27 protein-coding genes and 2 pseudogenes are annotated in these 26,245 nt (G+C 34.4%); 9 read left to right on the forward strand and 20 right to left on the reverse strand.

Annotated elements, in window-relative coordinates:
* Nucleotides 1–376: Dps family protein (locus BPMYX0001_RS08805; RefSeq protein ID WP_033798828.1), on the reverse strand; the 376-nt coding region annotated here is incomplete at its 3' end.
* A gap of 240 nt (nucleotides 377–616) precedes the next feature.
* On the opposite strand from BPMYX0001_RS08805, the gene BPMYX0001_RS08810 reads away from it, so the two are divergent.
* Complete coding sequence (locus BPMYX0001_RS08810; protein ID WP_006094577.1) at nucleotides 617–1,657, forward strand: YkvI family membrane protein; 1,041 nt, start codon at nucleotides 617–619, stop codon at nucleotides 1,655–1,657.
* 34 nt (nucleotides 1,658–1,691) lie between these two features.
* Here the strand turns inward: BPMYX0001_RS08810 and BPMYX0001_RS08815 are convergent, their stop codons facing one another.
* From BPMYX0001_RS08815 to BPMYX0001_RS08830, 4 genes and pseudogenes are all read right to left on the reverse strand, one after another.
* Nucleotides 1,692–2,060 (reverse strand): DUF3979 family protein, encoded by a 369-nt coding sequence (locus tag BPMYX0001_RS08815; protein WP_018765458.1) that lies wholly within the window; start codon nucleotides 2,058–2,060, stop codon nucleotides 1,692–1,694.
* Nucleotides 2,061–2,392: 332 nt separating this feature from the next.
* Entirely contained in the window at nucleotides 2,393–2,707 is a 315-nt protein-coding gene (locus BPMYX0001_RS08820; protein ID WP_006094578.1) for a hypothetical protein, read from the reverse strand.
* A 149-nt stretch (nucleotides 2,708–2,856) separates the two neighbouring features.
* Nucleotides 2,857–3,906, reverse strand: coding sequence for a ribosome small subunit-dependent GTPase A (gene rsgA, locus BPMYX0001_RS08825; RefSeq protein ID WP_003197062.1), 1,050 nt, complete (start codon nucleotides 3,904–3,906; stop codon nucleotides 2,857–2,859).
* Between the two features lie 179 nt (nucleotides 3,907–4,085).
* Nucleotides 4,086–4,603 (reverse strand): annotated as a pseudogene (locus tag BPMYX0001_RS08830) (DinB family protein).
* Between the two features lie 199 nt (nucleotides 4,604–4,802).
* On the opposite strand from BPMYX0001_RS08830, the gene BPMYX0001_RS08835 reads away from it, so the two are divergent.
* The gene (locus BPMYX0001_RS08835) at nucleotides 4,803–5,150 is read left to right on the forward strand and encodes a DUF4257 domain-containing protein (RefSeq protein ID WP_018781335.1); all 348 of its coding nucleotides are present in this window, start codon (nucleotides 4,803–4,805) and stop codon (nucleotides 5,148–5,150) included.
* Between the two features lie 85 nt (nucleotides 5,151–5,235).
* Nucleotides 5,236–5,460 carry a hypothetical protein gene (locus BPMYX0001_RS08840; protein WP_006094581.1) on the forward strand — a complete coding sequence of 75 codons (225 nt, stop codon included), beginning with the start codon at nucleotides 5,236–5,238 and terminating at the stop codon, nucleotides 5,458–5,460.
* Nucleotides 5,461–5,518: 58 nt separating this feature from the next.
* On the opposite strand, the pseudogene BPMYX0001_RS33890 reads toward BPMYX0001_RS08840, so the two are convergent.
* Nucleotides 5,519–6,123, reverse strand: a pseudogene (locus BPMYX0001_RS33890) (MFS transporter); the annotation flags it as partial.
* Nucleotides 6,124–6,161: 38 nt separating this feature from the next.
* Nucleotides 6,162–7,097, reverse strand: a complete 936-nt coding sequence (locus BPMYX0001_RS08850) for an aldo/keto reductase (protein ID WP_018781337.1) — start codon at nucleotides 7,095–7,097, stop codon at nucleotides 6,162–6,164.
* Between the two features lie 106 nt (nucleotides 7,098–7,203).
* Between BPMYX0001_RS08850 and BPMYX0001_RS08855 the strand changes: the two genes are divergently transcribed.
* Nucleotides 7,204–7,512, forward strand: a complete 309-nt coding sequence (locus BPMYX0001_RS08855; RefSeq protein WP_018781338.1) for an ArsR/SmtB family transcription factor — start codon at nucleotides 7,204–7,206, stop codon at nucleotides 7,510–7,512.
* A 40-nt stretch (nucleotides 7,513–7,552) separates the two neighbouring features.
* On the opposite strand, the gene BPMYX0001_RS08860 is transcribed toward BPMYX0001_RS08855, so the two are convergent.
* The 3 genes from BPMYX0001_RS08860 to BPMYX0001_RS08870 all read right to left on the reverse strand — a co-directional run bounded on the left by BPMYX0001_RS08860 (nucleotide 7,553) and on the right by BPMYX0001_RS08870 (nucleotide 12,958).
* On the reverse strand, nucleotides 7,553–8,503 hold the full coding sequence (locus BPMYX0001_RS08860; protein ID WP_018765452.1) for a S8 family peptidase: 951 nt from the start codon (nucleotides 8,501–8,503) through the stop codon (nucleotides 7,553–7,555).
* Between the two features lie 167 nt (nucleotides 8,504–8,670).
* Complete coding sequence (locus BPMYX0001_RS08865) at nucleotides 8,671–10,812, reverse strand: MMPL family transporter (protein ID WP_006094587.1); 2,142 nt, start codon at nucleotides 10,810–10,812, stop codon at nucleotides 8,671–8,673.
* 265 nt (nucleotides 10,813–11,077) lie between these two features.
* Complete coding sequence (locus BPMYX0001_RS08870; RefSeq protein WP_006094588.1) at nucleotides 11,078–12,958, reverse strand: FtsX-like permease family protein; 1,881 nt, start codon at nucleotides 12,956–12,958, stop codon at nucleotides 11,078–11,080.
* Between the two features lie 269 nt (nucleotides 12,959–13,227).
* On the opposite strand from BPMYX0001_RS08870, the gene nadE reads away from it, so the two are divergent.
* The gene (nadE, locus tag BPMYX0001_RS08875) at nucleotides 13,228–14,046 is read left to right on the forward strand and encodes an ammonia-dependent NAD(+) synthetase (RefSeq protein WP_003197043.1); all 819 of its coding nucleotides are present in this window, start codon (nucleotides 13,228–13,230) and stop codon (nucleotides 14,044–14,046) included.
* Nucleotides 14,047–14,105: 59 nt separating this feature from the next.
* Here the strand turns inward: nadE and BPMYX0001_RS08880 are convergent, their stop codons facing one another.
* The 5 genes from BPMYX0001_RS08880 to BPMYX0001_RS08900 all read right to left on the reverse strand — a co-directional run bounded on the left by BPMYX0001_RS08880 (nucleotide 14,106) and on the right by BPMYX0001_RS08900 (nucleotide 17,828).
* A complete protein-coding gene (locus BPMYX0001_RS08880; protein WP_006094589.1) occupies nucleotides 14,106–14,612 on the reverse strand; it encodes a hypothetical protein in 507 nt (168 codons plus the stop codon).
* Nucleotides 14,613–14,712: 100 nt separating this feature from the next.
* A complete protein-coding gene (locus BPMYX0001_RS08885; RefSeq protein ID WP_006094590.1) occupies nucleotides 14,713–15,174 on the reverse strand; it encodes an NUDIX hydrolase in 462 nt (153 codons plus the stop codon).
* A 39-nt stretch (nucleotides 15,175–15,213) separates the two neighbouring features.
* Nucleotides 15,214–15,411 (reverse strand): DUF4083 domain-containing protein, encoded by a 198-nt coding sequence (locus BPMYX0001_RS08890; protein WP_018781339.1) that lies wholly within the window; start codon nucleotides 15,409–15,411, stop codon nucleotides 15,214–15,216.
* 312 nt (nucleotides 15,412–15,723) lie between these two features.
* Nucleotides 15,724–16,884 (reverse strand): transglutaminase domain-containing protein, encoded by a 1,161-nt coding sequence (locus BPMYX0001_RS08895; RefSeq protein WP_006094592.1) that lies wholly within the window; start codon nucleotides 16,882–16,884, stop codon nucleotides 15,724–15,726.
* A 206-nt stretch (nucleotides 16,885–17,090) separates the two neighbouring features.
* Entirely contained in the window at nucleotides 17,091–17,828 is a 738-nt protein-coding gene (locus tag BPMYX0001_RS08900) for a YwqG family protein (protein ID WP_003197034.1), read from the reverse strand.
* 239 nt (nucleotides 17,829–18,067) lie between these two features.
* Here BPMYX0001_RS08900 and BPMYX0001_RS08905 point away from each other — a divergent pair, with 239 nt between their 5' ends.
* Complete coding sequence (locus tag BPMYX0001_RS08905; protein WP_003197032.1) at nucleotides 18,068–18,235, forward strand: YjcZ family sporulation protein; 168 nt, start codon at nucleotides 18,068–18,070, stop codon at nucleotides 18,233–18,235.
* A gap of 88 nt (nucleotides 18,236–18,323) precedes the next feature.
* Nucleotides 18,324–19,253, forward strand: a complete 930-nt coding sequence (locus BPMYX0001_RS08910) for a patatin-like phospholipase family protein (protein ID WP_018781340.1) — start codon at nucleotides 18,324–18,326, stop codon at nucleotides 19,251–19,253.
* A gap of 265 nt (nucleotides 19,254–19,518) precedes the next feature.
* Here the strand turns inward: BPMYX0001_RS08910 and BPMYX0001_RS08915 are convergent, their stop codons facing one another.
* The 3 genes from BPMYX0001_RS08915 to BPMYX0001_RS08920 form a co-directional block, all read right to left on the reverse strand.
* On the reverse strand, nucleotides 19,519–20,352 hold the full coding sequence (locus tag BPMYX0001_RS08915) for a VanW family protein (RefSeq protein WP_018781341.1): 834 nt from the start codon (nucleotides 20,350–20,352) through the stop codon (nucleotides 19,519–19,521).
* Between the two features lie 226 nt (nucleotides 20,353–20,578).
* Nucleotides 20,579–20,746, reverse strand: a complete 168-nt coding sequence (locus tag BPMYX0001_RS30520; protein ID WP_003197025.1) for a DUF3933 family protein — start codon at nucleotides 20,744–20,746, stop codon at nucleotides 20,579–20,581.
* A gap of 63 nt (nucleotides 20,747–20,809) precedes the next feature.
* Entirely contained in the window at nucleotides 20,810–22,264 is a 1,455-nt protein-coding gene (locus BPMYX0001_RS08920; RefSeq protein WP_006094594.1) for an aminotransferase-like domain-containing protein, read from the reverse strand.
* Between the two features lie 121 nt (nucleotides 22,265–22,385).
* On the opposite strand from BPMYX0001_RS08920, the gene BPMYX0001_RS08925 reads away from it, so the two are divergent.
* Nucleotides 22,386–22,985 carry a LysE/ArgO family amino acid transporter gene (locus BPMYX0001_RS08925; RefSeq protein ID WP_033798829.1) on the forward strand — a complete coding sequence of 200 codons (600 nt, stop codon included), beginning with the start codon at nucleotides 22,386–22,388 and terminating at the stop codon, nucleotides 22,983–22,985.
* A 464-nt stretch (nucleotides 22,986–23,449) separates the two neighbouring features.
* Here BPMYX0001_RS08925 and bcbE read toward each other — a convergent pair whose 3' ends face one another.
* Both bcbE and BPMYX0001_RS08935 read right to left on the reverse strand, forming a co-directional pair.
* Nucleotides 23,450–24,679 (reverse strand): bacillibactin exporter BcbE, encoded by a 1,230-nt coding sequence (gene bcbE, locus BPMYX0001_RS08930; protein WP_003197019.1) that lies wholly within the window; start codon nucleotides 24,677–24,679, stop codon nucleotides 23,450–23,452.
* 268 nt (nucleotides 24,680–24,947) lie between these two features.
* Nucleotides 24,948–25,154, reverse strand: a complete 207-nt coding sequence (locus BPMYX0001_RS08935) for an alpha/beta-type small acid-soluble spore protein (protein WP_003197017.1) — start codon at nucleotides 25,152–25,154, stop codon at nucleotides 24,948–24,950.
* 316 nt (nucleotides 25,155–25,470) lie between these two features.
* On the opposite strand from BPMYX0001_RS08935, the gene BPMYX0001_RS33015 reads away from it, so the two are divergent.
* The coding region (locus tag BPMYX0001_RS33015) for a hypothetical protein (protein WP_081449583.1) at nucleotides 25,471–26,245 on the forward strand (775 nt) is incomplete at its 3' end.

Genomic DNA, 26,245 nt, shown 5'->3' on the forward strand with positions numbered 1-26,245 from the left:
CTGCTGATGTTTCATCTTTAGCCTCATCCGCTACTTCCATACCTTCTTTTAATTCTTGAATGATTGCTGAGAAATCATTTACTAATGTTTTCACCATTTCTTCAGCTGATTCTTTACTTGTTCCTTCATGTACAGTAGATGTTTCTAAATACTCTTTCATTGTTGCTAGTGGTTTTCCTTCTAACGCTAAAATACGTTCTGCTAATTCATCAATATATGTTGCTGCTTCATTATAAAATTCTTCAAATTTTTCATGTAATGTAAAGAAGTGTGGGCCTGTCACATACCAGTGATAGTTATGAATTTTTACATATAACACATTCCAGTTTGCTACCTGCTTGTTTAATACTTCAACAACATTTGTTTTCGTACTCATTCAATCCACTCCTCTTTATTTTTAGAATTATTCTCTTTTAATAATACATTCTTATTGTACCATAAATTCCCTACTCGTCCAAATCATCCGCTTATATGTAACAAAGTTTTAACAACTTTAATCATTCCTAAATGTTGAGAAATCCATGTACCCTTTCTTGCACTTCACATGTCTAATTGCCCAAGCTCACACATATGCATAATAATAGGTCAAGCTCATCATAGTAGAAAGAGGGATTACATGGATAATCAACAATGGCAAGTAGCTAAAAAAGTTGCTGCTACTTATATTGGGACTGTCGTCGGAGCTGGATTTGCAACTGGGCGAGAAATTGTTGAGTTTTTTACGATTAACGGATTATACGGAACAATTGGAATATGCGTAAGTGGATTTTTTTTCATTTGGTTAGGAACGAAAATGATGTTGCTCTCTTCACAAATCGGTGCATTTTCCGCTCAGGAATTTAACAGATATTTATTTGGTGATGTATTTGGAAATGTGGTAAACACTTTGTTATTACTCGTACTTTTTGGTGTGACAAGTGTTATGCTATCAGGCGCTGGTGCTGTATTCGAAGAACAACTTCGGCTACCACGACAGCTCGGTATTTTCATTACAGTTATCGCATGTATCATTATTGGTAGTCGTGGATTACAAGGTGTATTTGAGGTGAATACACTTGTAGTACCAATTATGATGATTTTCATTATCGGACTTGCTATTACAACTTTTATTCATGGCACAACACCTATCTTTAACACTGTTCCTACAGAAAGTTGGAACATGAAATGGATAACAAGTCCACTTACATATGTCGCCTTAAATCTTTCTCTCGCCCAAAGTGTTTTAGTACCGTTAGCAAGTGAAGTAAAAGATCGAAAAGCGATTCTATGGGGCGGAATTTTAGGAGGAGCTGGACTATGCTTTATTCTATTATGTAGTCATTTAGCCATTTTATCTATTGACCAATTTTATCAATATAATATTCCTATGGCTGAAGTAGTAAGAAGATTTAATGCTACCTTCCATTTCTTCTTTGTCCTGATTATTTTTGGGGAAGTGTTTACAACATTAGTTGGAAATGTATTTGGGATGACAAAACAAATGCAGTCTATCACTGGTTGGAAGAACAACAATATTATTTATTTTATTTTACTAATTAGTTATTGTTTTAGCTATATTGGTTACAGTGAACTTCTTCACATCTTGTATCCAATAATCGGATGGGTTAGCATCGTTCTTCTTCCAATTATCGCATATAAACAGCTTGAAAAAACATAAGTAAAAAAGCATCCGTTATGTACGGATGCTTTTTTTACTCACAATCTTCACATACTTCCCAATACAAACCCATTTCTACTGCGAGGAATGGCTTTAATTGTAACCGAATCATTCGGCTTGGCATACGCTCTAAAACAAACTGAATACCTTCTTCATCCTCTTCTAACTCGGTTTTTAAGATTACTATTCGTTGTATAGTTGTAATCGGCTGACCCTCTTTATATAAAGTAATTCGCAACTCATCATATTCATTAAAAAACAATTCTACACTCATATGTTCTGTTGATACACTATTAACAATTGAGTACTTACCATCTTCTTCTTGGATTACATATTTCCAGCCATTTTTTCCATCTTCCATTGGAGCAGCTTGAAATAATGACATTAAATCCTCGTATAGCATAAGATAACCCCTCTCTTACTAAAAAACGATGAGTATTTTATATACCCTTTTTCTCTATCACTATCAAGCTTATTGTACCATACATCAATTGACTTGCTATATTCTTCTGCCTATTATACTCCACTACTTTTATCCCGCTATTTGCTGGCAGTAACACTCCCACCTCAAAATTCAGCGAAAGCTAAGAAATTAGGTTGAGGATGAACTGCCAGTAAAAGCCCGATTGGGGAAGGCTGATAATCAGTGGGGAGAAGAAAAGCCTCACCGATTAAAGTTTCACTGTATATAAATCATGAAAAAACAGGAATGACATTTATCATTCCTGTTTTTCATCAAAATACTTTCCCTATAGCAACTAAAGCTAATACCACTATCAAGCTGGCGAATAGTACCGATACAATAAAGCTGAAAATTGGTAATGTTTTCTTTTCATTCTTTTTAAACAATAGTCTTAAACTAATCACGATATTTAATGGTACAAATATGAAATAAAAATATTTAATAATTTGCATTGCACCACTCGAACTATTTAAAAGTGTTTTAAGTACAAACACCTCAATCAAAAAGATAAGAAAAAATGAAATACTTAACCAAAATGAGGCATAGCTAAGCCAAGAATATCTTTTCGTTCCCCAATACACTCCCATACTCTTCTCCTTTATAAATAGTCTACTTTTCAATAATTATACATACTTATAACAAATTCCTTTATTTTTCGACTATAATTGCCTATTTTTATAGAATAAATGACAAAAAACCAAAAGCATTCTATTAGCTTTTGGCTTCTCATTCTATTCTACTTTCTCCGATTCTGCTTCGCTATTTTTTTCCACTTCTCCCGCTCAGCACGAGCAAGCGCTAGATCTTGTTTTCTCATTGCGTATGCAATTTCCTTTTGCAATTTTTTATAATTCTGCAAACGGTTTGCTTCTAAAATCCCCTCATCAATAGCGGTGCGAACTGCACACCCAGGCTCATTTTCATGCTGGCAATCACGAAAACGGCACTCTTCTGCAAATTTTTCAATATCAGAAAACGTCGCATGAATCGCTTCGCTTCCCTCCCACAGTTGAAGTTCTCGCATTCCTGGCGTATCAATTACTAAACCACCACTTGGTAATTGAAACAACTCACGATGTGTCGTAGTATGCCGTCCTTTACTATCCTCTTCGCGAATACCACCTGTTTTTGCAACTTCACTTCCCATTAATGCATTTAGCAAAGTAGATTTCCCGGCGCCTGAAGAACCAACAAGAGCAATCGTTTTTCCAGAAGTGACAAATTGTTGCAAGGACTCAACTCCCGCTTGCTGTAAACTATCCACTGCAAAGATTGGAACACCAATAGCTATTGCCTCTGTTTCCAATATCTTTTGCTCCACATCTTCACACAAGTCACTTTTCGTCAAAACAATAACAGGCATTGATCCACTTTCATAAGCTAATAATAAATAACGTTCAATTCTTCTTACATTAAAATCATGATTAAGCGCATTTACTAAAAATAGATAATCAACATTTGCTGCCACAATCTGCTCAACCGTTCTTTCGCCAGCTGCTTGCCTAGAAAAGGAACTTTTTCTTTGAAAAACACTATGAATAATTGCCTTGCTTTCCTCTTTTATTTTCTTTACATGCACCCAATCACCAACTGCTGGATAATCACCTTTATCTAATGCTTCATGACGAAACTTTCCAGATAACTCTGCCATATATTCGCCATCATCACAAATAATACGGTACATGTGCTTATGTTCAAGTAAAATTCGACCTATTTCATACTTTTCTAAAGATTGATCCTCAAAAAAAGAATCCCATCCGAATGTTTCTAAACAATTTTGATTCAAATCTATATCCTCCCTATTTTGAGCTCAGTGGAAGGATGACGCGATTCTTTACAAAGTCTCGCTCTTTCCATCCACCTTTGTACTTACTTTAACATCCATATAAATCATCGCCATAATACATCACTCCGTTCTTAGTTTCGTTAATCTCATTATATGTAATATTATTTTGAAAAGCTACTTTATTTAACTAAATTTTCAGATATATACTTTTTTATCGTCCTTATTTGTCCGCGATGGCTGATTTCATCTTCTAGTACATGGAACCACAAATAGTACTGATTATATATGCCCCCGTTATCCCATCGACCTTCTGACATTAACCAAGCATCATCTTTTTCTTTTAAATATCGCAGCGATTCTTCTCGAACTTTATTAAAAAGTTGTACGTAGTATTGCACCTCATGCCCGCGAATTCTTCTTCCCGCTTCTCCTAAGAAAAGAGCGTTATTCCATCCCTTCAACTCCTCTTTTGTAAAATCTCGGTTCTGGAAAGAAATGAGCTGATGAACTTTTTCTATTGCGGCAATATGTTTTAGCAATGCGCCGATAGAATTCCCACCATCGACCAAGATAAAATCTAAATTTTCTACTGTTAAATCTTTTATTTCATACAATGTAACCGCTCTTGCATGCTAACAAGTTGTCCTACATTTGGCGTATAATTCTCTATACTTCGTATTCGGTAATCTATTTTCATTTTTTCATCCTCCTTTTCTAGATTTTATGATAATGAAAAAGAACGTCACATAATAGACTGAAATATACCAGAATTTTCTGTTATAATAAAAGTGAACGAGCATGTAGCCAAACCAAATTTTCTCAATATACTTATATAAAATTTAAAAAGGAATACGGATGTAAAAAACGAATCTTATTCACTAAAAGGAGTGGATTTGATGGAGATGTATCAATGGCTAACTGCTGTTCTCATTGGTGGCATTACTGGTTTCGTTTCCCATCTTATCAATAACCAAGGCAAGTTATTGCTTCCACGCCGTTTAAAAACATTTTTTCATCTTGGGTTTTTCACTGATATTTTGACTGGTAGTCTTGCTGCACTTCTGGGACTCGTCTTATTTGATGTGATTACTATAAAAGAAATTATTAAAGTGTCCATTGTCACTGCCATTTCAGGGCAAACATTCTTACTTCATCAAGCCCTCGGCGGTGAACAGGCAAAAAACACACAGATTAGTAAAGCCGATGAAAAAATTCAAGAAATTGACAAATTATTACGGCGTTAATCTATACTTCATTTAAAAATTACTGTTATAATGGGGAATAAATATTTCTGAATTGCGTCGTCTGTCAGAAGAAAGGGTGTTTCGTATGCCAAAAAAGACAATAGAAGATTTCTTAACAGACTCTGAAAAAGAGGAACTGATAGAAAACTATAAATGTTTACGAGCAGCCCGCACAAAGCGCGAAGCTAACTATTTTGGTGAGGCAGTCAATCACCTATTGGATAAAGCCCAAAAACGAATTATTGAAGAAGCAGGAATCGAAGATGAAAATGCTGCAACTGTTCAATCCAAACGAAAAGCACTGTTTTAGACGCATCACTAAAACAGTGCTTTTTGTCATTTTGTTTACATAACAATATTATTATTGATTATAAAGAGGCGGTCTTCTGTTTTTCTCCTATTTCTCCCGTCATGTATCGATCGCTTTTTCGGAACACTAGAAGTGAAACCACATATAAGATAGCCGTAAATAAACCAATGAAAATAAAATTACCAAATGCTGCAAATAGCACCCCCGCTATTGCCGCCCCAATTGTTTGTCCAATATACATAGAAGAGTTTGCTAACGCCGCTCCTGTTCCCCTGGCTGTGCTAGACATCTTTTGCAAACGACTCATCATGAGTACAAATAGAATTCCTGTAATAAAAAATACAATAAAGAAAAATAACGCAACCAATAGAATATGTTTCAAATACGGTAAAATAACATATAGGCCAGCTACGACAAAAATACCACCATAAAATGCATACTTTTTACAAGTCTAGGTCCTACAATATTTCCTGTTAGATTTCCTAGTCCAAGTATAAGCATTGCTGTTCCTACTTCATTTACTTGTAACTTAAATTGAGTTGTTAACCATACTCCCAAAAATGAAAATGCTGCAAAGTTACCAGTTTGAAAAAGAAAATATGCAAAGTAAGTAAGTGAGGTTTTAGAATCTCCTAATAGTTGTTTATAACGACTTACAATAGAATGGTAAGAAAGGGGTAAGAAGCGTTTCCCCCTCTTTGTTAATCCTCTAGAATAGATTGTACATATTCCAAATCACACTCATTTAACGAGACATCTACTACCTTTACATTTTCTCTTACTTGCTCTGCACGTTTCCCACCTGGAATCACCGTATCAATTCCCCTTTGATTTAGAAGCCAAGCTAACGCTATATTAGATAACGTTGTATCTTTTTCTCTAGCAAACTCTTTTAATTTTTCAACTTTCATAAAGTTTTTCTTATATGTACGTTCCTCAAATAATGAAACATCATGGCGCCAATCTTTTTCATCTAATTTCAAATTTTCTGGATATTTACCACCTAAAATTCCAAAAGCAAGAGGTCCATATGGAATAAATGAAATCCCTTCTTCTATGCAATATGGTAAAAGTTCCTTCTCTGCTGTACGATCTAACATATTATAGGGAGCCTGCAGTACATCAATATCTCCAAACTGATTTGCCTCTTTTAACTGAGCTAGATTTACATTTGATATTCCGATTGAACGAATTTTTCCTTCTTCTTTTAAACGAACAAGTTCCCCAATTGAATCTATGTACATAGTTTCTGGATTGGTAAAATGTAAATAATATAAATCAATATAATCTGTCTGAAGTCTGCGCAAACTATTTTCTACTGCACTTCTTAAATAATTTGGTTCATTGTTAATACAAGTAGAGCCCTTAAATAAAGGCTGTATTCCTCCTTTTGTAGCAAGCACAACATCTTGTCGTTTTCCTTTAATTGTCTCCCCTATTAATTCTTCAGACCTTCCAACCCCATATGCGTCCGCTGTATCTATAAATGTAATTCCTTGCCTTATAGCTTCCTCAATCATTTTCATACCTTCTTGTTCATTCACATTCGAATATAAGTTGTGACCCCCTACTGCATTCGTTCCTAAACCAATTTGAGAAATCTGTAATTCTCCCTTTTGCAACGTCGTATAATTCATTTTCATCCCCCTATATTTCTATTGTTCGAATATATTCGAACAATAGAAATATATCATGCTATATGATATATTTCAACTGAAAGAACTTATAAAAGTAGGTGACAATATGCGAACACTATACCATCCAAACCGAGAAGAAATTCAATTTTCTTCTGTCTTATATGCCCTCAGCGACCAAATTCGTTTACAAATTGTAAACATGCTAATGGAACAAAATGAACAATCATGTGGTGCACTAAATATTCCTGTGGCAAAATCAACCTTATCCCATCATTTTAAAGTTTTGCGTGAATCAGGTGTAATGTATACACGTATAGAAGGAACGCAGCGTTTTATTTCGATTCGAACGGAAGATTTAAACGCTCGATTTCCTGGACTATTAGATGCTGTCTTGCAAGCAACGGAACCGTATTAAAAAACATCTCATATAAATATGAGATGTTTTTTAATAGCAATTATTCTTTTAATAAATCTATTAAACCATTCCCTTCAGATGTTCGCTCATATCCTAATGGTACAGTACGTTTAATGAGTTGTGCATAGATTTCTGGTTCTGATAACTTTCTTCCATATTCTCTTTCACATTGTTTAATCAGAAGGGCTAATGCTCCCGCAATATGCGGCGTTGCCATTGACGTCCCACTTAATACCGCATACTTTCCTTCAGGATAAGTAGAAAGTATTTCTTCTCCTGGAGCGACTAAATCAATTTCCTGATTTGAATTACTAAAACAAGCAAGTTTCCTTTCTAAATTAACAGCACCTACTTCAATTACTTCTGAATAAGCACCTGGAAAGTCTAATTCCTCTGTTTCATCACTGCAATCTCCATTATTTCCTGCTGCACATACAACGAGTACGTCCTGTTTCACCGCATGTTGAATGACTTCATGTAACTCTGGAACATCTTGTGGCCCGCCGAGTGACATAGAAATGATTCGTACCCGTTCTTGATTAGGCCCTCTCCAGCGCACTGCATAATCAATAGCCTCAATAATTTGTTGATAGCTTCCTGAACCATCTCCTGATAATACTTTTAACACTAATAACTTAGCAAGTGGAGCAACGCCCAGTACCCCTACCCCATTTTCTGCTGCTGCAATTGTTCCTGCAACATGCGTACCGTGACCATTATTATCAAGATAGACTTTCGGGTCCCCTTCATAATCTTCAGTAAAATTTCTCCCGCCAATAATTCGATCTTTTAAATCAACATGATTTATATCACAACCTGTATCTAAAACAGCAACGACAATGTCTTTTCCTTTTGCACTCTTTTCCCAAGCACCAGGAGCATGAATCAGTTGTACACCTGGTGGAATTTCGTTCACTTGCTCTATTACTTTATCGACCGTAAACGGAATTAATTGAATACCTTTTTGTTTATTCGCTGTACTACTGTTCACCATAACCCCTCCTAAAAATATATTACCCTCCCGTTGAATGCGCTTACATTTATAAATAACATTCGTTTTCTCACTTCCATTTTCCTGCTTCAATATTTTTGTCAATATAAAAAAAACATCTTTTCCACCAGATATTCTGACGAAAAAGACGTTTTTGAAATCCTATATTACTTCATTTTTTGCGGCCACAAACTCCATTTCTTTAATAAAAGCATAATTGCTGGAACAAGCAATGTCCGCACAAGGAATGTATCGATAATAACCCCTAGTGCAACTACAAATCCAAACATAAACAGCTCTAATAAGGGCTGAGTAGTTAATACAGCAAATGTAGCCGCTAATATGATACCAGCAGAAGAAATGACGCCTCCTGTCGCTGTTAACCCATTTTCAATTGCTGCTTGTAACGAATGCTGTGCTGCTTCTTCCTTAATGCGTGAAACGAGCATAATATTGTAATCAACACCAAGTGCAACAAGGAACACAAACGTATATAATGGAATTCGATAACTCATGTCAGTATATCCAAACAAATGCTGGAATAAGAACATACTAAGCCCTAATGCCGCACAATATGATAACAATATCGTTCCAATCATATAAATTGGTGCAATGAGTGATTTTGTTTGAATACCTAATAAAATAAAAATTAAGCTAGAGATTAACACAACGATTAATGTTGTATCATGATTATTAATATCATACAGATCCGCTTGCTTTGCTGTTTCACCTGCGAAATAAACATGACCATCCTTTACAAATTCACTTTCTTTACTTTGAAGCGATTGAATCGTGTCCATTGCTTGTAATGAGTATGGTTGATCTTTTAAAATTAATTGTACTTTTGCCGCTTTTCCATCCTCAGACAATAATTGACTTGTGTTCTTTTTAATCGTTTCAATAGAAGGATTCAACCCTTCTACACCTTTTTGTTTGTCTAGCTTTTCTACAAACTGTACGATTTCTTCATTTGATAATTTTCCCTCTTTATTTACTACAACTGTAATTGGTGCCAATTGACCAGGAGAGTATTTCTTTTCAATTAATTCATATCCTTGTCTGGATTCTAAATTGTCCGGGAAAGACTTTAATAGATTGAATGAATACTTAATTTGAAAAATATTCATTGAGCATACAATTAGAAATACAGCAACCGCTCCTCCAATAATATATGGTCTACTTACTACGACATGACTCACCTTTTTCCATATCACGTGTTTTTCTTTTTGCTGCCCAATTTTTGGAATAAACGGCCAGAATGCTTTTCTACCAAACAGCGTAAAGAGGGCAGGTAGTAATGTAATTCCACCTAGAATAATGACAACAAGCGCAATAGAAAATAGCGGGGCGAAGTTTCGATAACCATTATATACTGCGAAAAACAGCATTAACATCGAAGCAAGCACAGTACTCCCACTAAAGAAAATCGGTTCGCCTACCCTTCTCATCGCTTGCTTCATACTTTCATATTTATCTTCACGCTTTTGCAACTCTTCCTTGTACCTTGCAAAAATAAATAAAGCATAATCCGTTAACGCGGCGAATAATAAGATTGACATAATCGACAAGGATTGTGATTTTATTTCGAGGCCAAATTTACCAAATAAACCAAGGGTTCGGTCGATTACTTGGTACACAATAATTGCCGCTATGAGTGGAATAACTGCTAATAGTGGCGAACGATAAATCATAATTAATAATACAAAAATCAACCCAATTGTTGATAATAGAAGTACTACATCAGCATTTTTAAAAATTTCTAACGTATCCGCAGCAATCCCCGCTGGACCCGTTACCTTCGCCTCCATACTAGAAGGTAATTCCTGTTTCAATTCTTTTTTTATTTGATTTACAGTATTGTGAATCTCTTTTACTTCTAGATTATTTGTCATTGTAACAGGTAAAATAAAACTTGTTTTATCTTTAGATAAAAAACCTGTTAACATTTGAACTGGCATTTCACTAATTGGTACAATTTTCTCGACATGCTTTATTTTCTTATCCTCTAGCCTCTTGGTCATTTCTTGAATATGTTGTAACTCTTCTTCCTTCATTTCCTCTTTTTGATCAAATACAATAATAGCCGGTAATCCTTCATCATTTGGAAAATACTTTTCTACTTGTTTTTCAGCTTGCAAGGATGCTGCGCTTTTCGGAATGCCATCACCACTTACATTATTTGCGTATTTCTTTGCTGGTTTGGAGACTCCTGTTAGTACAAGCATAATAATAATCCAAGATACAACAATGATTTTCGCACCTTTTTTACTACTCGCAAAGTCTGTTGTGCTCTGTAACCATTTCAACATACAAACCCTCCTTACACATTATTAACATTTAATAAAGTTAATCATTAACTTTACACTATATGTATATTGCTTTCTTACAAACAAATAAAGTGTAGGACAAATATATGTGAAAAACAAGACTGTTCACAAAAACTACAAATTACTATTTGTATATACAATTATTAAAACATTACATGTAAACTCTTAAAAATATCCAAGTTTTTATTTATATAATAAAAACTCCCCTAACCTCATGTGTTAGGGGAGTTTTATGAACTACTATATGTTAACTCATTCGTAATCTTTCTTTCAATTGCTTTAAATAACGTGATCGTATCAGGATAAAGTACACAATTTGAATCCCTACAAAGATACTTAATACAATCGCATTTTCTTTTACAAGTGAATACTCAAACATTTGCCCTAAAGCTGTTAACGCAACTGCACCATGTAATGTCGCAACACCAATTGGAACAAAGAATAATAGCCCTAATCGGATCGTTACTACTTTTGCTAACTCACCACTTGTTAAACCTACTTTTCGAATGGAATCAAATAAACGATAGTCCTCTTCTAAGTCAGAGAATAAGCGGAAGTATAAAAAACTACCTGCACAAACAAAGAATACAATACCAATAAAGAATCCTACAAAAAAGATAGGTCCAGCAAATTGTAAAGCCTGATTTTGATCATATTCTGCAGCACTAAATCTTGAATATTCTTGATAAGCTTTTATCTGGTGGGTAAGTTCTTTTCCAGCTTCAATTTCATTTTTTGTTTCGTTTGTTTTATACATGTAATCTTTTACTTCTTTGAATCCATCTTGTAGTAAATTATATTGAGCTTCTGAAACTACATAGATATTTCCAGTAAGTACTTTACCAAGAGAAGATGTGTTAACTTTTTTTACCTGCAACGATTTGTTATCATTCGGTAATTCAATTGTTGTTCTTTCTTTTTTCGGTGGACCTGGTATTTCTATCGATAGAAATAGTACTGCATTTTCAGTTAATAAATCAACTGGCTCCCCCGTTAACTTTGCATACTTTTTATAATCAGATTCTCTTACAAATGTCGCATCTCTTAGTGGTTTATTTTCAGTTTTCTTTGATACAATATCTATTTTTTCAGCAGATATATGATATCTCTTCAATGTTTGTCCAATGAATCGTACGTGCTGTGGCTCATTTTCATCCCCTTGTTTAGAGTGATAATGGAATGCAATTGGTTGATTCATGATTCCCTTTGTCATGGAAGCAAAGCCGACTAATGTACCAATAGCTGAAAATGCTACAGTTGAAATAATGGTAACAATAAAGAACATCCGCGCGTTATCTCTCATACGGTACGCTAAATCTGAAAGAGTAATAATATTCGTTCTCGTCCAATACAACCGTTTACTCTTTTTACATGCTCGAATAATAAATACGCTGAGCTGCTTATAAAATAAGTATGTGCCAATAATGACAACTGTCGTTACAGGAATCAACATAATAAATACCATGGCACCATGCGAAATTAAAGCACCTATATATCCCGCTCCAAGCAATACTATAGCTAAGAACGAAGAAATAATTGAAGCTTTTGGTTCAGGCTTTGCTTTTACTGCACCTCTAAGTAGTTTCATAATCTGATTTTTACGAATCAGCCCTGCACTAAAGAATGAAATGATAATAAATAATATGAAAAACATAATGCTTGTTACACCGATTGCTGTTGTTGGTACATAGTATGATAAAGATAAATCTAACTTTAGTAATAATGGCGCTACCAAAATCAATATACCCGAAAACAGCATGCCGCAAATGATACCTGTAATAATTGCAGCGATACCGATCATAACATTTTCAAAAAAGATAAGACGCTTTAATTGAAATTTCGTCATACCTAGCATCATTAAAATTCCCAATTCACGCTTTCTTGTTTTTAAAAACATTCCCATTGAATACAAAATAAAGAAAAACGTAAAAAGATAAATAATGACCTGTGCAACAGACATACTTACAAATACATATTGACCTAATTGGCCTGCGCTTAATGCTGGATGAAATGCAAAAAATGAATAAACAAAAAAGGCCATAATTGCAAATGCACTACTCAAAAAATAAGCTGAATATGTTCGTCTATTTCGCGTTACATTACGAAACGCTAATTCCCTAATATTCATATTGTTTCTCCGCCCTTCCAATCACTATACTGCAATCATAATGAAGCGAAGAAATATCTTCCATCGATTCAAATGACAAAAACCTTACATTTTTGAAAGGTTACAGAAAAATTGATTAAACAACGTAGTTTTTTTATAATGACTACATTCATATTCATACGTTCAACCTATTGTATATTCGCTAATTTTGCGAAATAATAAGGGTGGAGATATATGAATCAGTACATATAAACGTATTGCTTGTTCTATATGAATAGGAGGAAAACATAATGACATTACAAGAACAAATTATGAAAGCACTACATGTTCAACCTGTAATCGATCCGAAGGCAGAAACTCGTAAACGAATTGATTTTTTAAAAGACTATTTAAGAAAAACCGGCGCAAAAGGATTTGTGCTTGGAATTAGCGGTGGACAAGATTCCACACTAGCGGGTCGCTTAGCACAACTTGCAGTTGAAGAAGTTCGTAATGAAGGAGGCAACGCAACATTTATTGCTGTACGTCTTCCATATCACGTGCAAAAAGATGAAGATGATGCACAATTAGCGTTACAATTCATTCAGCCAGATCAATCTGTTGCTTTTGATATTGCATCAACAGTTGATGCATTTTCAAATCAATATAAAGACTTATTAGGAGAGTCATTAACAGACTTCAATAAAGGAAACGTCAAGGCTCGCATTCGTATGGTCACACAATATGCAATTGGTGGACAACAAGGTTTACTTGTTATCGGAACAGATCACGCTGCTGAGGCTGTAACAGGATTCTTTACAAAATTCGGAGATGGCGGTGCTGACCTTCTACCACTTACAGGCTTAACAAAACGTCAAGGAAGAGCTTTATTACAAGAATTAGGTGCTGAAGAGCGTCTTTACTTAAAAATGCCAACAGCTGATTTATTAGACGAAAAGCCAGGTCAAGCTGACGAAACAGAATTAGGCATTACATACGATCAACTAGATGATTACTTAGAAGGAAAAGCAGTTCCTGAAGACGTTGCAGAAAAAATCGAAAAACGTTATACAGTAAGTGAACATAAAAGACAAACACCGGCATCAATGTTTGATGATTGGTGGAAATAAACATATAAAGAAAAAAGAAGTCAATTTATATTGGCTTCTTTTTCTGGATTTTTTAAGCATTAATGTCTCATCAATAACACTATCCCTTTAAAAATTGCCACCCACACTACAAATGGCAAGTCTAACGTATTATGAACATTAACATTGTAATCATACATACTCAAAACATTTTTATATATCGAGGAGATTTTATTGGCTGTCATTATCAATTCTTCATCTTTACTTATAGTAATATTTTTAAATGCAAGCGTAGTCTTTATCTGATAACTATTTTTACCATACACTAAATTAAGTTCTTTTAATATAGACTCTTTTTTTAACAATGGTATATTTTTAACTCTCGCAATTTCGCTTCCATCCGGATGACACACTATAAATACATTATACATAACGCTTTCTTTTGTTGATATTGCCTTATACTCTTCTTCCCTACAAAAAAATGAATATTTTCCGTTTGGAAAGCTCCATCTAGGATAAAGTAGTATTTCCTCATTCGTTTTCGTTTCTTGTATATAAGTTTTTCTCAGGTCCATAAAGGAATCTTTAAAAACAAATTCATAAGTCATATCTTTTTCCTCTTGTCTTTAAAGTCTATTGTCTAATAGAGCAAACTAACTATTAACTAAATAAAAAATGTACGATATTCTTTTTAATGCAGTTTTTTCGTTAACGATATACAGCTGTTTTCCCTTTCAGAATATCTTGCAAACAATCCTTATGCTGTTCATTAAATAGTACAGGCATTTGATCTAACGGGAAAAACTGTAAATCTAAAGTTTCTTCTCCATCTATATTTTTACTTCCACCAATTATGGAGCATTTAAAGAACATTCCTATCGTCTGTGCTTGATCTCCATTCGGATATGTATGAAAATACTTTGTATATACGCCTATAAGCTCATCCACTTGCACCATATACCCAGTCTCTTCCCTTATTTCTCGAATTGCAGTTTCTTCAGCCGATTCTCCAATTTCCATTGCCCCGCCAAGAAATCCCCATGCACCATTATCCCCTCTTTTTTGAAGAAGCACTTCACCTACTTCATTAAAAACACAGCCGCCAGAAAAATTCAAAATTACATAATCATGCCCTACTTTTGTTCTTAATTTTCTAATATAATCAGCCATCTTAACTCCTCCAATATATCCTTCACCTATTCTATTTAATTATTTTTTATCTTTTTCAAGTAATTCTATAATTTTATCGAGCTTCTTCTCTATCTGATCGGAATGAACATTTTTTGTGGAAGAATTTATTAGTAATCTCCGAATGAAAAGAGTGAAAGATACGACAAATAACACAATAAGGCCTATCATGACGCACAAGTAAATCATTACAAATATATCATTTTCAAATAAAGACACATCATTCACCTGATTCCTATTTTTGATGATTTCAACATAACTTTACAATAAATAGGGTTTTAATTATGTGTTATCCATTCTAAAAATAATAGTTTTCTTCTATTTGTGGGCAGTAAGATCCCCACCTCAAAATTCAGCAGAAGCAAAGAGGATCAACTGCCCGTAAAAGCCGGATTGGTGAGGGCTAATAATCAGTGGGGAATGGAGAAAGCCCCACTGATTAAATTTTCATTTTATATGACTTAGCTATTTTAGCTTCTCTTTCTACTAACAACTAAGAAAAAAGAGTATCTACGGAAGATACTCTTTTCATTAATACTTAAACGTAATCGTCGCCAATGAATAGTCAGCTTGCGCACTATATGGGGCTACTTGATAAGAAACTCGTTTCACTCCGTTTGGCCAAGAAATTTCATTTAATACTTTTTTAACATCTTGCATCGTTCCATCCATAGACCGCTTATAGCGCACTTCTACTTTTTTAGGTTGTCCTGCAAATTGCTTCTGTAATTTTTTCTTTAATTCATTGTAGTTATCCGCTCCATATTTAGCAGATAAATATACAAGATTTGTATCCTTTAACATTTGCTGATATACCAGTGTTTTTGGACTTCCTACCTTGATTTTACTTGTTAATTCATTATAATAATTTGTTGTTGCTGCCGGATATTTACTCTGATCCCAGCTATGATCTTTACTGAATTGTTCATCAGACATATTAAAATATGAATAGGTTACACGTCCCTCTTTATCTGGAACCGGATCATCAAACGTAGTATCAAGATGATACCATTTTCCATCGATATTCACTAGATTCCAGGCATGCGCTTGCCCATCCCCCATCCCAGTTACGATATGGGATTGAATACCTGCTTCTTTTAATAATTGATAGGTTAATAATGTATATCCTTGACAAACCGCTGAACGATTCACCAACGCTTCATACGCCGTATAAGCTTTATAGGAAGTATCGTATGAAACATGTTTCACAACATAATCATGAATTGCTTTCACTTTTTCATGCTCATCCATGCCAACCTTCAAAATAGAACTTATAATTGATTTTGCTTGCGCCTTTACATGTTGCGTTTGTTCTTTTGATTCACGATATGTAATTTTTAATGTAAAAGTATAATTTTCTGGTATACCACGAATTGAATATTTTGTACTTGCTACATTGTATTTTAAGTACTCATCTGCATCTACTATCTTAGTATACTCTTTATAGAGCGTATCCATCACTTCTCTACCATTCTTAGCTTTTGTTTTATATGTGATTGTAATATTTTCTTCACGATTATCAATATGTTTTTTTAATTCTTTTTGGAAATTTTTTAATAATTTGGTATCCGGTTTTATATCGTCCACTTTTTCATTTGTAGCTGCATAAGATACTGCAGGAACTTGTAAACCACCAATCATAATCGTTGAACAAAGTGCGACAGCTGTTAAGTACTTGTTTGATTTCTTCATCTCATCTTGTCACGCCCTTCTACTTAAAATCATAAAAAATGTTCATATACTTTTAAAGTATACAATACTTTTTCAAAAAGAAAATATGGGATTGTGCATATTTATTAATCATTATTTTATCATCACTAAATATCGAATTTTTAAAAAATATATCGTAAAAGAAAAGCAGTAAACTCTTCAATAAGAATTAACTACTGCTTTTCCTTCTAACAAGACTGCAATACACAACATGTATTTTCAAAACGACGTTGCTTTAAATCTTCATTTCCAATGCAGAAATACAGCATCCCTAAATCTCCCCACATCATATTACAATTTGTATAGTCAGAGTCAACTTGGAATAACAATGTCATATCCTGATCATTAATACCAGCATATTCTCCAGCCTCCTCAAATACTTCTCTTTGCACTGAGAACGGTTCACCAAATACTTGATGATTATCATAATGATCTGGCATTAACTCCTCTAATAGTTGTAGAAAACGATCCGAATCAGCTTCATCTTCAATAAATAGCTCAGGGAGTTTATATGTTAGCTTAAATGATAATGCACATTGTGTATATTTTGATGGTTGATCACTTATCCTCTGTAATTGTTCTAGCGGAACGTTATAATATAGAACACGCCAAGTACCATCATATTGATAATTGCCATTATAGAAAAAATACAACATACCTGTTTCAGGTAAGTCATGCTCTATGTTCACGCCTTGTAGGTCAGCTAGATTGAATTGTGCAATAAAATCTAACGCTTTCCCTTCATAAGTTGGGTATTCAAATGTAGATGGAACATCAGGCATTCCCCCCATCTTTGAACAGCCAATTGAAAGTGACTCCTCTTGTCTCGGAATAACTTTTACACATGGAAATATAGTAGCTAATAGTTCTGGTTTTATATGTGTTAAATCATATTTATCAATTAATAAATCAATCTGGTTTCTCATAACTTCTCCTTACGTAAATGTGCTTATCCGTATCATAACACACATACAGTACATCCTTCATCCTAAAAAATCGAAATAAGTTATTCAAAAAAACAGGCTTATCCCTAGGACGCGAATAAGTTTAAAACAGCATAGTATACAGTGTTCCTACAAACACGATCTTTCATAATTCCTTATAGCAGATCCTCAAATTGTTCATTTTTCTTTATTTCAACTTTTATTATAAGGAGGCATTCCATATGGGTTATGGTTATGGTGGCGGTTACGGCTACAGTTGTGGTGGCGGTTACGGTTACGGCGGTTATGGTGGTGGTTGCGGTTACGGCGGTTTCGCTTTATTAATCGTTTTATTCATCCTTCTAATCATCATTGGAGCTAGCTGCTGTGGCGGCTTCATCGGTTGCTAAGTGGCTTTAAAAACTATTGTAAAAAAGCACGTGAATCACGTGCTTTTTTGCTATACGGCAAATCCAATCTTTGAAAGGAATTATTCCTATGAAAATCGATGGTGTCTTTGAAGGTGGCGGCGTTCGAGGAATTGCACATGTTGGTGCAATTTGTGCATTAGCAAAGCAAGGCTATGAATGTGAACGTGTAGCGGGAACATCAGCTGGAGCTATTATTGCAGCCCTTCTGGCAGCAGGTTACTCTTGTGAAGAATTAAAAACAATTATTAGTAACGTTAATTATCATCAATTTATAAAAAAAACTTTACTTGATAAAATTCCTTTTGTAGGAAAGGGATTAAATGCATGGGCTAAATTAGGGATTTATTCAAATGTTTTTTTAGAAACATGGTTAGAAGACTTACTACACAAAAAAGGGATTCATAATTTTAGCGACTTATCTAATCCACAAAACTTAAAAATCATTGCCTCAGATATTAGTAATGGAAAGATGGTTATTTTCCCTGATGATTTACCAAACTATGGATTTACAAATCAAGATTTCTCTATCGCAAAAGCTGTTAGAATGAGCAGTACTATCCCTTTCTATTTCGAACCAGTAAAATGGAAAACACCTAAATGGAAACAACCTTGTTATATGGTTGATGGAGGTCTTCTTAGCAATTATCCAATTTGGATTTTTGACTCACCTAATATACCCCGTTGGCCAACTTTTGGCTTTCATTTTGTAAAAAATGAAATACAAGCTGAACCTGTTCCTTATGAAGATCCCATCTCGATGTTTAAAGGCTTATTCAAAACGATGATGCAAGCACATGACTTACGCCATCTAGATAAAGAATCGAAAGCAAGAACCATTGCAATTCCAACTGGAACAATTACAAGTACAAAATTCCAATTAACTACTGAGGAAAAAGAATGGCTTTATCAGTCTGGTTTTCACGCTGCCGAAAAATTTTTACAGTCTTGGAATTTCAAAACATATATTAATCGATTTAGAAATGGGAATCGAATTTGAAAAAGAAATTAGCATTACTATCCATAGAATCCTTAGAAAAATACTTCTTACTGTATTCATTTACTTTTTTCATTATTTTCACATGGATATTGTAAGACCACTAAATCATAAAAAAGAAATAAGCCTAATAAACTAAATGTTTTATCCTACTACTTACGAACAATAATACCTCCAACTCAAAGTCCAACGAAAGTAAAGATGTTAGAGGTAAGATTAACTACCCGTAAAATTAAAGTTTCATTTTATTAGGCTTCTTCATAAAGTACTACTCCTCACTTTTACCACTACTATACGCCAGAAGTGGCTCATACATCATTATTGCGTGATTTCCCGTTACATATTGATCCTCAACAAACTGTTTTTGTTGATTAAACGCTCTACGATGTATGACATTACATCGGATATAGCCACCCCAATACGCTGGCTTAATTGCATGTTCTTTTTCATATACTTCATATTGGTAAAGCTGAGGATAGGCTGTTCTCCATTCCCCTACTAAGTGTTCGTCTGTCACGTAAAGATGAAGTTGATAAGCTTGATCTGTTTCATTTTTTATTTGTAAATCAAGATAGTTATAGGAGCAAGTCGCACCACTTCCAAACGGCTGTGTACGCTTTGAATCAGGAAATACATCATAGCTATGACGATATCGCTCTGTTACGGTTAGTGTTGTATGTAATGTCATCCAGTATATTAAATTTGAAAGTTGACAAAGCCCACCTCCAACTCCTGGTTTAAAAGTACCATAATGCAATACCATTCCTTCTACATACCCTTTTCTCTTTGTAGTCTTACCTATTAAACGCCAATAAGAAAATGTTTCTCCCGGCTTAATTACAACACCATTTAACTGTTTAATAGCGATTTTCAAATTAATAATTTTATTCTCTTGATACCACATATCTACATCTTTAAGTTTACGAAGCAGTATTGTTCGATGCTGTATAACAGTACAAGGTAACTTTTCTTGTTGAAAAGTTTTAGCATACTTTTTCCCATCCGTTAACCATTGAATATTCCTTTTTACAGAGTAATACCACGTTCCTAACATAATACGATACTTAGACCTTTTTTTAGGCCGTATGTTTACTTCATTCATTTTATTCTCTCCTCTATCATCTATGTATTTTCTATGGTTAAAATAATACTTATAAGCTCATACAGCATTCTTATTACTGTTTCCAAATAAAATATTATAATATACAGAAATAAGTATAGTATTATCTTAGAAACAAAGAAATGATATTTGAAGTTAATTTTATACAAATATGAAAAAAGAGCGAATCTTAGATTCACTCTTTTTCTCTATTTTAGTAGCTTAACAATTAGGGATACTGTAATCCCTCCGCTTCTTCAGCAGTAACAACAACGTAGCGGCTTCCCGTCCTTAACCCTAATAATTCTGCTTTTTCAATCGCTTCTTGTTTTGTTTCTGCATAGGCAGCTAAATACTTTGTTCCATCGATAACCTGACAAATGACATATTGTTTCATATTTCTTCTCCTTTTCCAATTACTGGTATTTATGATATCATTTTTCACTTCTAAAAATTGTGATTATTGTACTGAGAGATTCTTTATCAATCTCGCAACCATTTCAATCCCTTTCTCTATATCATGCATTGAGGCATATGAATAAGAAAGACGTAAATATTGGCTTGCATTTCTATCATACACATTTCCAGGATTGAGTAGAATTTTTTCTTGTAATGCTTTTTCAAACAACTCCCGCATCGAAATGTTTTGTTCAATATGTAGCCAAATATAAAATCCACCGCTTGGTATTTGCCAAGTTGCTATATCTCTGCAGTATTTCTCTAGCATTGCAAGCATAAAGTCTCTCCGTTTTTTCAACTCAATTCGTATTTGCTGTATATGTTTCTCATATAACTCACTTGCAAACCATTCTGCAGCAACTCGTTGTGATAACGAACTCGAGCCGTAATCCATTTGCATTTTTATATCTGCCAATCTTTTAATGACTGGTTCTGGTCCAACAACCCAGCCGATTCTTAAACCCGGACTAATGACTTTTGACATACTTCCAATATGTAATACGATCCCATTTGTATCATATGCCTTCAATGGTTTTGGTGGAGACGAATCAAGCCATAAATCTTGATACACGGCATCTTCAATTATAGGTAATCCAATTTCATTACATACTTTCATAACGTCTTGCCTTCTTTGTTCATTCATGACAAGACTTGTTGGATTATGAAAAGACGGAATAGTATATAAAATTGAACCATTGAATCGTCTTTTATATTTTGAAATAAGTGATGGCTGAACCCCATTTTCATCCATCGGAATACCAAACAAACGCATTCCTGCAGATTGAAAAACATTGAGGGAGTATAAATAAGATGGTTTTTCAAGTAAAATGGATGAGCCTTTGCATAGAAGTCCCATCGAAATAAGTTGCAGTGCTTGAATTGCTCCCGAAACAATTAATATAGATGCCGGCGATGCAAAAATATCATATTTTTGTAAATACGTGGCTATTTGTTCTCTCAACTTGAAGTCTCCTCTTGGTTCCTCATATCCTAAAGGAATTTTCCCACGAGAAAGTTCTTTCATGATTTGCTTCGTTTTCTTTTCAGGTAAAAGTTCTGGTGAAAGTTCACCAGTACCCAATCGAATGATATGTGGATAAAATTCGGCTTCATTAATCTCTTGAATGGTGGGAAGATTCGGATAATAAATACCTGTTTCTACATAAGAATTCCAGTTAGGAGGAGGCACCAAAGTTGATACACTCCATGTATCGTTTCTCACAATTGTTCCTCTTCTACCCTTTCCCTCAATCAATCCTTGCGCTGCTAATTCATCTAAAGCCATTATAATTGTACTTCGATTCACTTCAAATGCTTGTGAAAAAGCTCGCTGTGACGGTAATTTTGTACCAATCGTCCATTCTCCATTTATAATCTTCTCTTTTATATATTCCTCAATTTGTTTATATAAGGGAATCGGAGAGAATCCATTTGGCTTCCAGTCAAATCGCTCCATTTTATCACCTCACTTCTTTTTGGTTGGTTTATTATCCAACCATATGGATGGATACAATTTCGATTTTCTTCTATACAATATACACTATCATATTTCAGTAATTTATATGGGAGGAAATAAAATGATTGAAGCAATTCTTCACGGAATGGTTCTTGCGTTTGGACTCATTATTCCATTAGGTGTACAAAACGTCTTTGTCTTTAACCAAGGTGCTAGTCAGCCAAATATTTTACGGGCTACACCAGTTGTTCTAACCGCATCAATCTGCGATACAATTTTAATTTTGATTGCAGTACAAGGTGTATCACTTATGCTTCTGACCTTTTCATGGCTAACAACAATACTTTATGTAATTGGATTTTTCTTTCTGATTTATATGGGATGGATGATTTGGAAAAGTGATTCTACAAAAGAGACGATTGAAGCAAAAACGATGACTATCAAAAAGCAAATTATCTTTGCCGCTTCTGTTTCCTTATTGAATCCTCATGCAATTTTAGATACAATTGGCGTCATTGGCACAAACTCTATTCAATATGTAGGCAACGAAAAATGGGCCTTTACTTTTACAACAATTATAGTTTCTTGGCTTTGGTTTATTGGCTTAGCATTTGCAGGGCACGTGCTGGGAAAATTAAATTCATCAGGAAACTCAATTGCAATTCTAAATAAAATTTCAGGGGTTATTATTTGGGGAGTTGCTCTTTACATGTTAAAATAACTCATTTTTTAGAAAAGAAAGTATAACGGTTCAGTATATTTATCCCGCATTAACGGGCAGTAAGACCCCCACCTCAAAATTTGGCAAAAGCAACGGAGTTAGGAGGGGGATGAACTGCCCGTAAAAGCCCGATTAGTTCAACTAATAATCAGTGGGGGATGAAGAAACCCCCCACTGATTAAAGTTTCACTTTATAGATAATTGTTAAACAATAATTAAAGTTGTATTTCTTGTATAATGTTCATAAAAGGAGCAGTTACTTATATGGAATTCCGATATCCGGTAAGCCATTAACAGCGTGCCTAAATAAACTTGTTGAAAATTTTGATTAACTGGCAATACCTGATTATGATCACTATGTTGATCATACGAAAGAGAATTAACAGGTTGAAATGATATATTAAAAAAGTCCATTTGCAATCATTTGCAGATGGACTTTTTGATAGACCTTATAAAATTTTGAATTAAGATGTAGGTTCCGGAACTGAATTTAAAGGTTTATTATTCTTTTTAGGCTTAATCCACACTATTGTAATAATTGCTCCAGCAACTGCAAATATGCAGGTTAAATAAAATACTTCATGATCTGTCCCCTTCATAAAGTAAGCATACAGAGGTGGTCCCGCTGCTACACCAGTAAAACGCATTGAACTATAAAAAGAGGTAACAGTTCCTCTTTGTTCTTTTTCAATCCCTTGTGTAATAAGAGCATCTAAACACGGTAAAGCAATCCCGATTCCCATTCCCATAACAACAAGACAAAGAATTAACAAGTAAATGCCTTTTAAAAATAATGGAAGTATAACAGACGCGGCTGCTAATATAAATCCGATATATATACATTTTTTCATAACATCTTGGTCATCACCAATTTTCTTTCCTGCCATGTATGAACTTATTGATAATACAAGCAACGGAATCGCAAGTATACAGCCTTTCCAAATTCCATGAATGTTATATTTCTCTTCCAATATCGTAGACAAATAAAAAAGAATTCCAAATAATATGAGCATAATGATAGCACCTAATGCAAAAATTGCGACTAACCATCTTCCCTTTTCTTGGAAAGTTGAACCGATTGATTGAATGAATTCTTTGAAAGGTGGTGCTTGATTTTCTTGTTTCTTTGCTTTTACTAACAGTAATAATAAGATGATAGCAACAGCACATAAAACTGGAATGGCCCAAAATGGTAAAAACCATACTACTGCTGCGAGAGCAGAACCTAATATTGGACTTAGAACTTTCCCAAATGTATTTGACGTTTCAATAATCCCTAATCCCGTACTTACTTGTTTTTCATCTTTATATAAATCACCAACACATGGGATTACAACTGGCATCGCTCCAGCAGCACCTATCCCTTGAATCGCTCTTCCAATTAGAATCCAAACATATGGATTTTCCACTTTCCATGATACCCAACCCGTTATTGCACCACCGATAGCTGCAATTAACAAACTTGGAACCATTACCATTTTACGTCCCCAGCGATCCGATAAATACCCAGCAATCGGAATCAATACAATAGCAACGATAGAATATATTGTAATAATCATGGATACTTGAAAAGAAGAGATATGGAGTTTTTTTTCAAGTGTCGGAAGGATTGGAATTAGCATGGAATTTCCTAATGTCATAACAAGTGGAACAGATGCAAGTGCAATTAAACAACAGTTTTCTTTTTTTAGCATGTTGATTTCGAGACCCTTCCTCACGTATTTCTTTCCATATAGTAACCCTGATGAAATTCATTTTTAAATTTCATCAGGGCTATCACATTTTGTCTGCTTTTCAACTTATATAACAAAAGAAATTGGAGTATATCATAGCATTACTTCTATTTTTCCAATCCTTACAACAGTATATTCGTGCTATTAAATGGAAAACTCACTTTTGTTTTAGTAAAAACTATACAAAAAAGAAAGGAAGAATTCTTCCTTTCTCTCATACTGCTTTAAATTAACGAGTATACCCGCCACCAAGCTGTTGTTCTGCCATAGCTACAAGGCGTTTTGTGATTTCACCACCTACAGAACCATTCGCACGTGAAGAAGTATCGGCTCCAAGTTGTACACCAAATTCCTGTGCAATTTCATACTTCATTTGATCAAGAGCTGCTTGTGCTCCGTTTGATACTAACTGATTTGAATTACGATTTCTAGCCATTACCGTTCACCTCCTTTATATATTAAAATGTTTAAAAATTACACGTTTTATACTTGGTATTTATTGGTAAAAAATATACATTTTTTAATTTTGGAATAAAAGTCCTAGTATGAATACACCTTCCCATAGGCTAAATACATTCGTAAGCTGAAAACTTCATATTTTATTATGTTAACCGAAAAGACCCCCTCCTCTAGACCAAGTGAAGGTGGGGGTCTTCTCGGTTTTTTCTTTTTAAAGAAAACGTCTCTTTTTTCAGAACGTATGTTTGTTTTGATGTATAATGATCTTATCAAATAAAATGAGGTGAAAACAGGTGAAGAAAGCGTATTTTTCGAAACGGATCTATAAGACAGATTTACCCCATGAGATGGTAGATGTAGTCACACAGACAATCGAAACATGTAATCGGGCGAAACGATTTGCATTTCAAACGATTGTTCGGGAAAAACGTTGGAACCGTAAGATATATACAGACAGTCTTCATCTCGTTCTCAAGCGGAAATATCAATTGAATGATTACTATGCAAACAGTGCGGCGCAAGAAGCGAAGGCGTTGTTTACAGGTTTAATGGAATTACAAAAACGATATGAGAAACAAACACAAGAGAAAATTAAGAAACTTAAGAAAAAGTTGAAACAAGAACGGACAAAACTGACAAACCTTCGTAAAATCAAACAAAGTTGTGTAAAAGGAAAGCTGACGTTTCCAAAAAACACTCGCTTCGCAAAGCACAACAACCTCATTTCCTTATCCCGTAAAAAAGACACATTGATTTGGCTGAATGAATATCTGTTTGAGCACCAATACTTAGATGTTCAAATCAAAAGGATTCAGGCGAAAATCGGCCTTTTAACCCACAGCCAATACCGTTTAACTCAGAAACTTCCATCATATAAAACGCATATTCCAAGCGCAGTATTTGGAAGCAAAAAACTATTTCGCTCTCAATTTACCACCCGCGAGTTTGTACGTAACCACGACAAATGGAAAACATTCTTTTCCCGTTCTCGAAATAAACAACTCATTCTATCTGGCCGTAAAGATGCCAAACATGGGAATTTTGTGTTTCAGTATGTGCCTGAGACAC

The organism is Bacillus pseudomycoides DSM 12442 (assembly GCF_000161455.1).
In the GTDB taxonomy this organism is placed as follows: domain Bacteria; phylum Bacillota; class Bacilli; order Bacillales; family Bacillaceae_G; genus Bacillus_A; species Bacillus_A pseudomycoides.

Bases quoted from the DNA above. Each gene is read 5' to 3' on its own strand.
- BPMYX0001_RS08935 (WP_003197017.1), bottom strand. From the start codon at position 25,154: ATGGCTAGAAATCGTAATTCAAATCAGTTAGTATCAAACGGAGCACAA.
- BPMYX0001_RS08880 (WP_006094589.1), bottom strand. From the start codon at position 14,612: ATGACTTATGAATTTGTTTTTAAAGATTCCTTTATGGACCTGAGAAAA.
- bcbE (WP_003197019.1), bottom strand. From the start codon at position 24,679: ATGCTAAAAAAAGAAAACTGTTGTTTAATTGCACTTGCATCTGTTCCA.
- BPMYX0001_RS08840 (WP_006094581.1), top strand. From the start codon at position 5,236: ATGCCAAAAAAGACAATAGAAGATTTCTTAACAGACTCTGAAAAAGAG.
- BPMYX0001_RS08810 (WP_006094577.1), top strand. From the start codon at position 617: ATGGATAATCAACAATGGCAAGTAGCTAAAAAAGTTGCTGCTACTTAT.
- BPMYX0001_RS08895 (WP_006094592.1), bottom strand. From the start codon at position 16,884: ATGAAGAAATCAAACAAGTACTTAACAGCTGTCGCACTTTGTTCAACG.
- BPMYX0001_RS08915 (WP_018781341.1), bottom strand. From the start codon at position 20,352: ATGAATGAAGTAAACATACGGCCTAAAAAAAGGTCTAAGTATCGTATT.
- BPMYX0001_RS08865 (WP_006094587.1), bottom strand. From the start codon at position 10,812: ATGTTGAAATGGTTACAGAGCACAACAGACTTTGCGAGTAGTAAAAAA.
- BPMYX0001_RS08815 (WP_018765458.1), bottom strand. From the start codon at position 2,060: ATGCTATACGAGGATTTAATGTCATTATTTCAAGCTGCTCCAATGGAA.
- BPMYX0001_RS08910 (WP_018781340.1), top strand. From the start codon at position 18,324: ATGAAAATCGATGGTGTCTTTGAAGGTGGCGGCGTTCGAGGAATTGCA.
- BPMYX0001_RS08885 (WP_006094590.1), bottom strand. From the start codon at position 15,174: ATGGCTGATTATATTAGAAAATTAAGAACAAAAGTAGGGCATGATTAT.
- BPMYX0001_RS08905 (WP_003197032.1), top strand. From the start codon at position 18,068: ATGGGTTATGGTTATGGTGGCGGTTACGGCTACAGTTGTGGTGGCGGT.
- BPMYX0001_RS08920 (WP_006094594.1), bottom strand. From the start codon at position 22,264: ATGGAGCGATTTGACTGGAAGCCAAATGGATTCTCTCCGATTCCCTTA.
- BPMYX0001_RS08900 (WP_003197034.1), bottom strand. From the start codon at position 17,828: ATGAGAAACCAGATTGATTTATTAATTGATAAATATGATTTAACACAT.
- nadE (WP_003197043.1), top strand. From the start codon at position 13,228: ATGACATTACAAGAACAAATTATGAAAGCACTACATGTTCAACCTGTA.
- BPMYX0001_RS08925 (WP_033798829.1), top strand. From the start codon at position 22,386: ATGATTGAAGCAATTCTTCACGGAATGGTTCTTGCGTTTGGACTCATT.
- BPMYX0001_RS08855 (WP_018781338.1), top strand. From the start codon at position 7,204: ATGCGAACACTATACCATCCAAACCGAGAAGAAATTCAATTTTCTTCT.
- BPMYX0001_RS08870 (WP_006094588.1), bottom strand. From the start codon at position 12,958: ATGAATATTAGGGAATTAGCGTTTCGTAATGTAACGCGAAATAGACGA.
- BPMYX0001_RS08820 (WP_006094578.1), bottom strand. From the start codon at position 2,707: ATGGGAGTGTATTGGGGAACGAAAAGATATTCTTGGCTTAGCTATGCC.
- BPMYX0001_RS30520 (WP_003197025.1), bottom strand. From the start codon at position 20,746: ATGAAACAATATGTCATTTGTCAGGTTATCGATGGAACAAAGTATTTA.
- BPMYX0001_RS08850 (WP_018781337.1), bottom strand. From the start codon at position 7,097: ATGAATTATACGACGTTGCAAAAGGGAGAATTACAGATTTCTCAAATT.
- BPMYX0001_RS08835 (WP_018781335.1), top strand. From the start codon at position 4,803: ATGGAGATGTATCAATGGCTAACTGCTGTTCTCATTGGTGGCATTACT.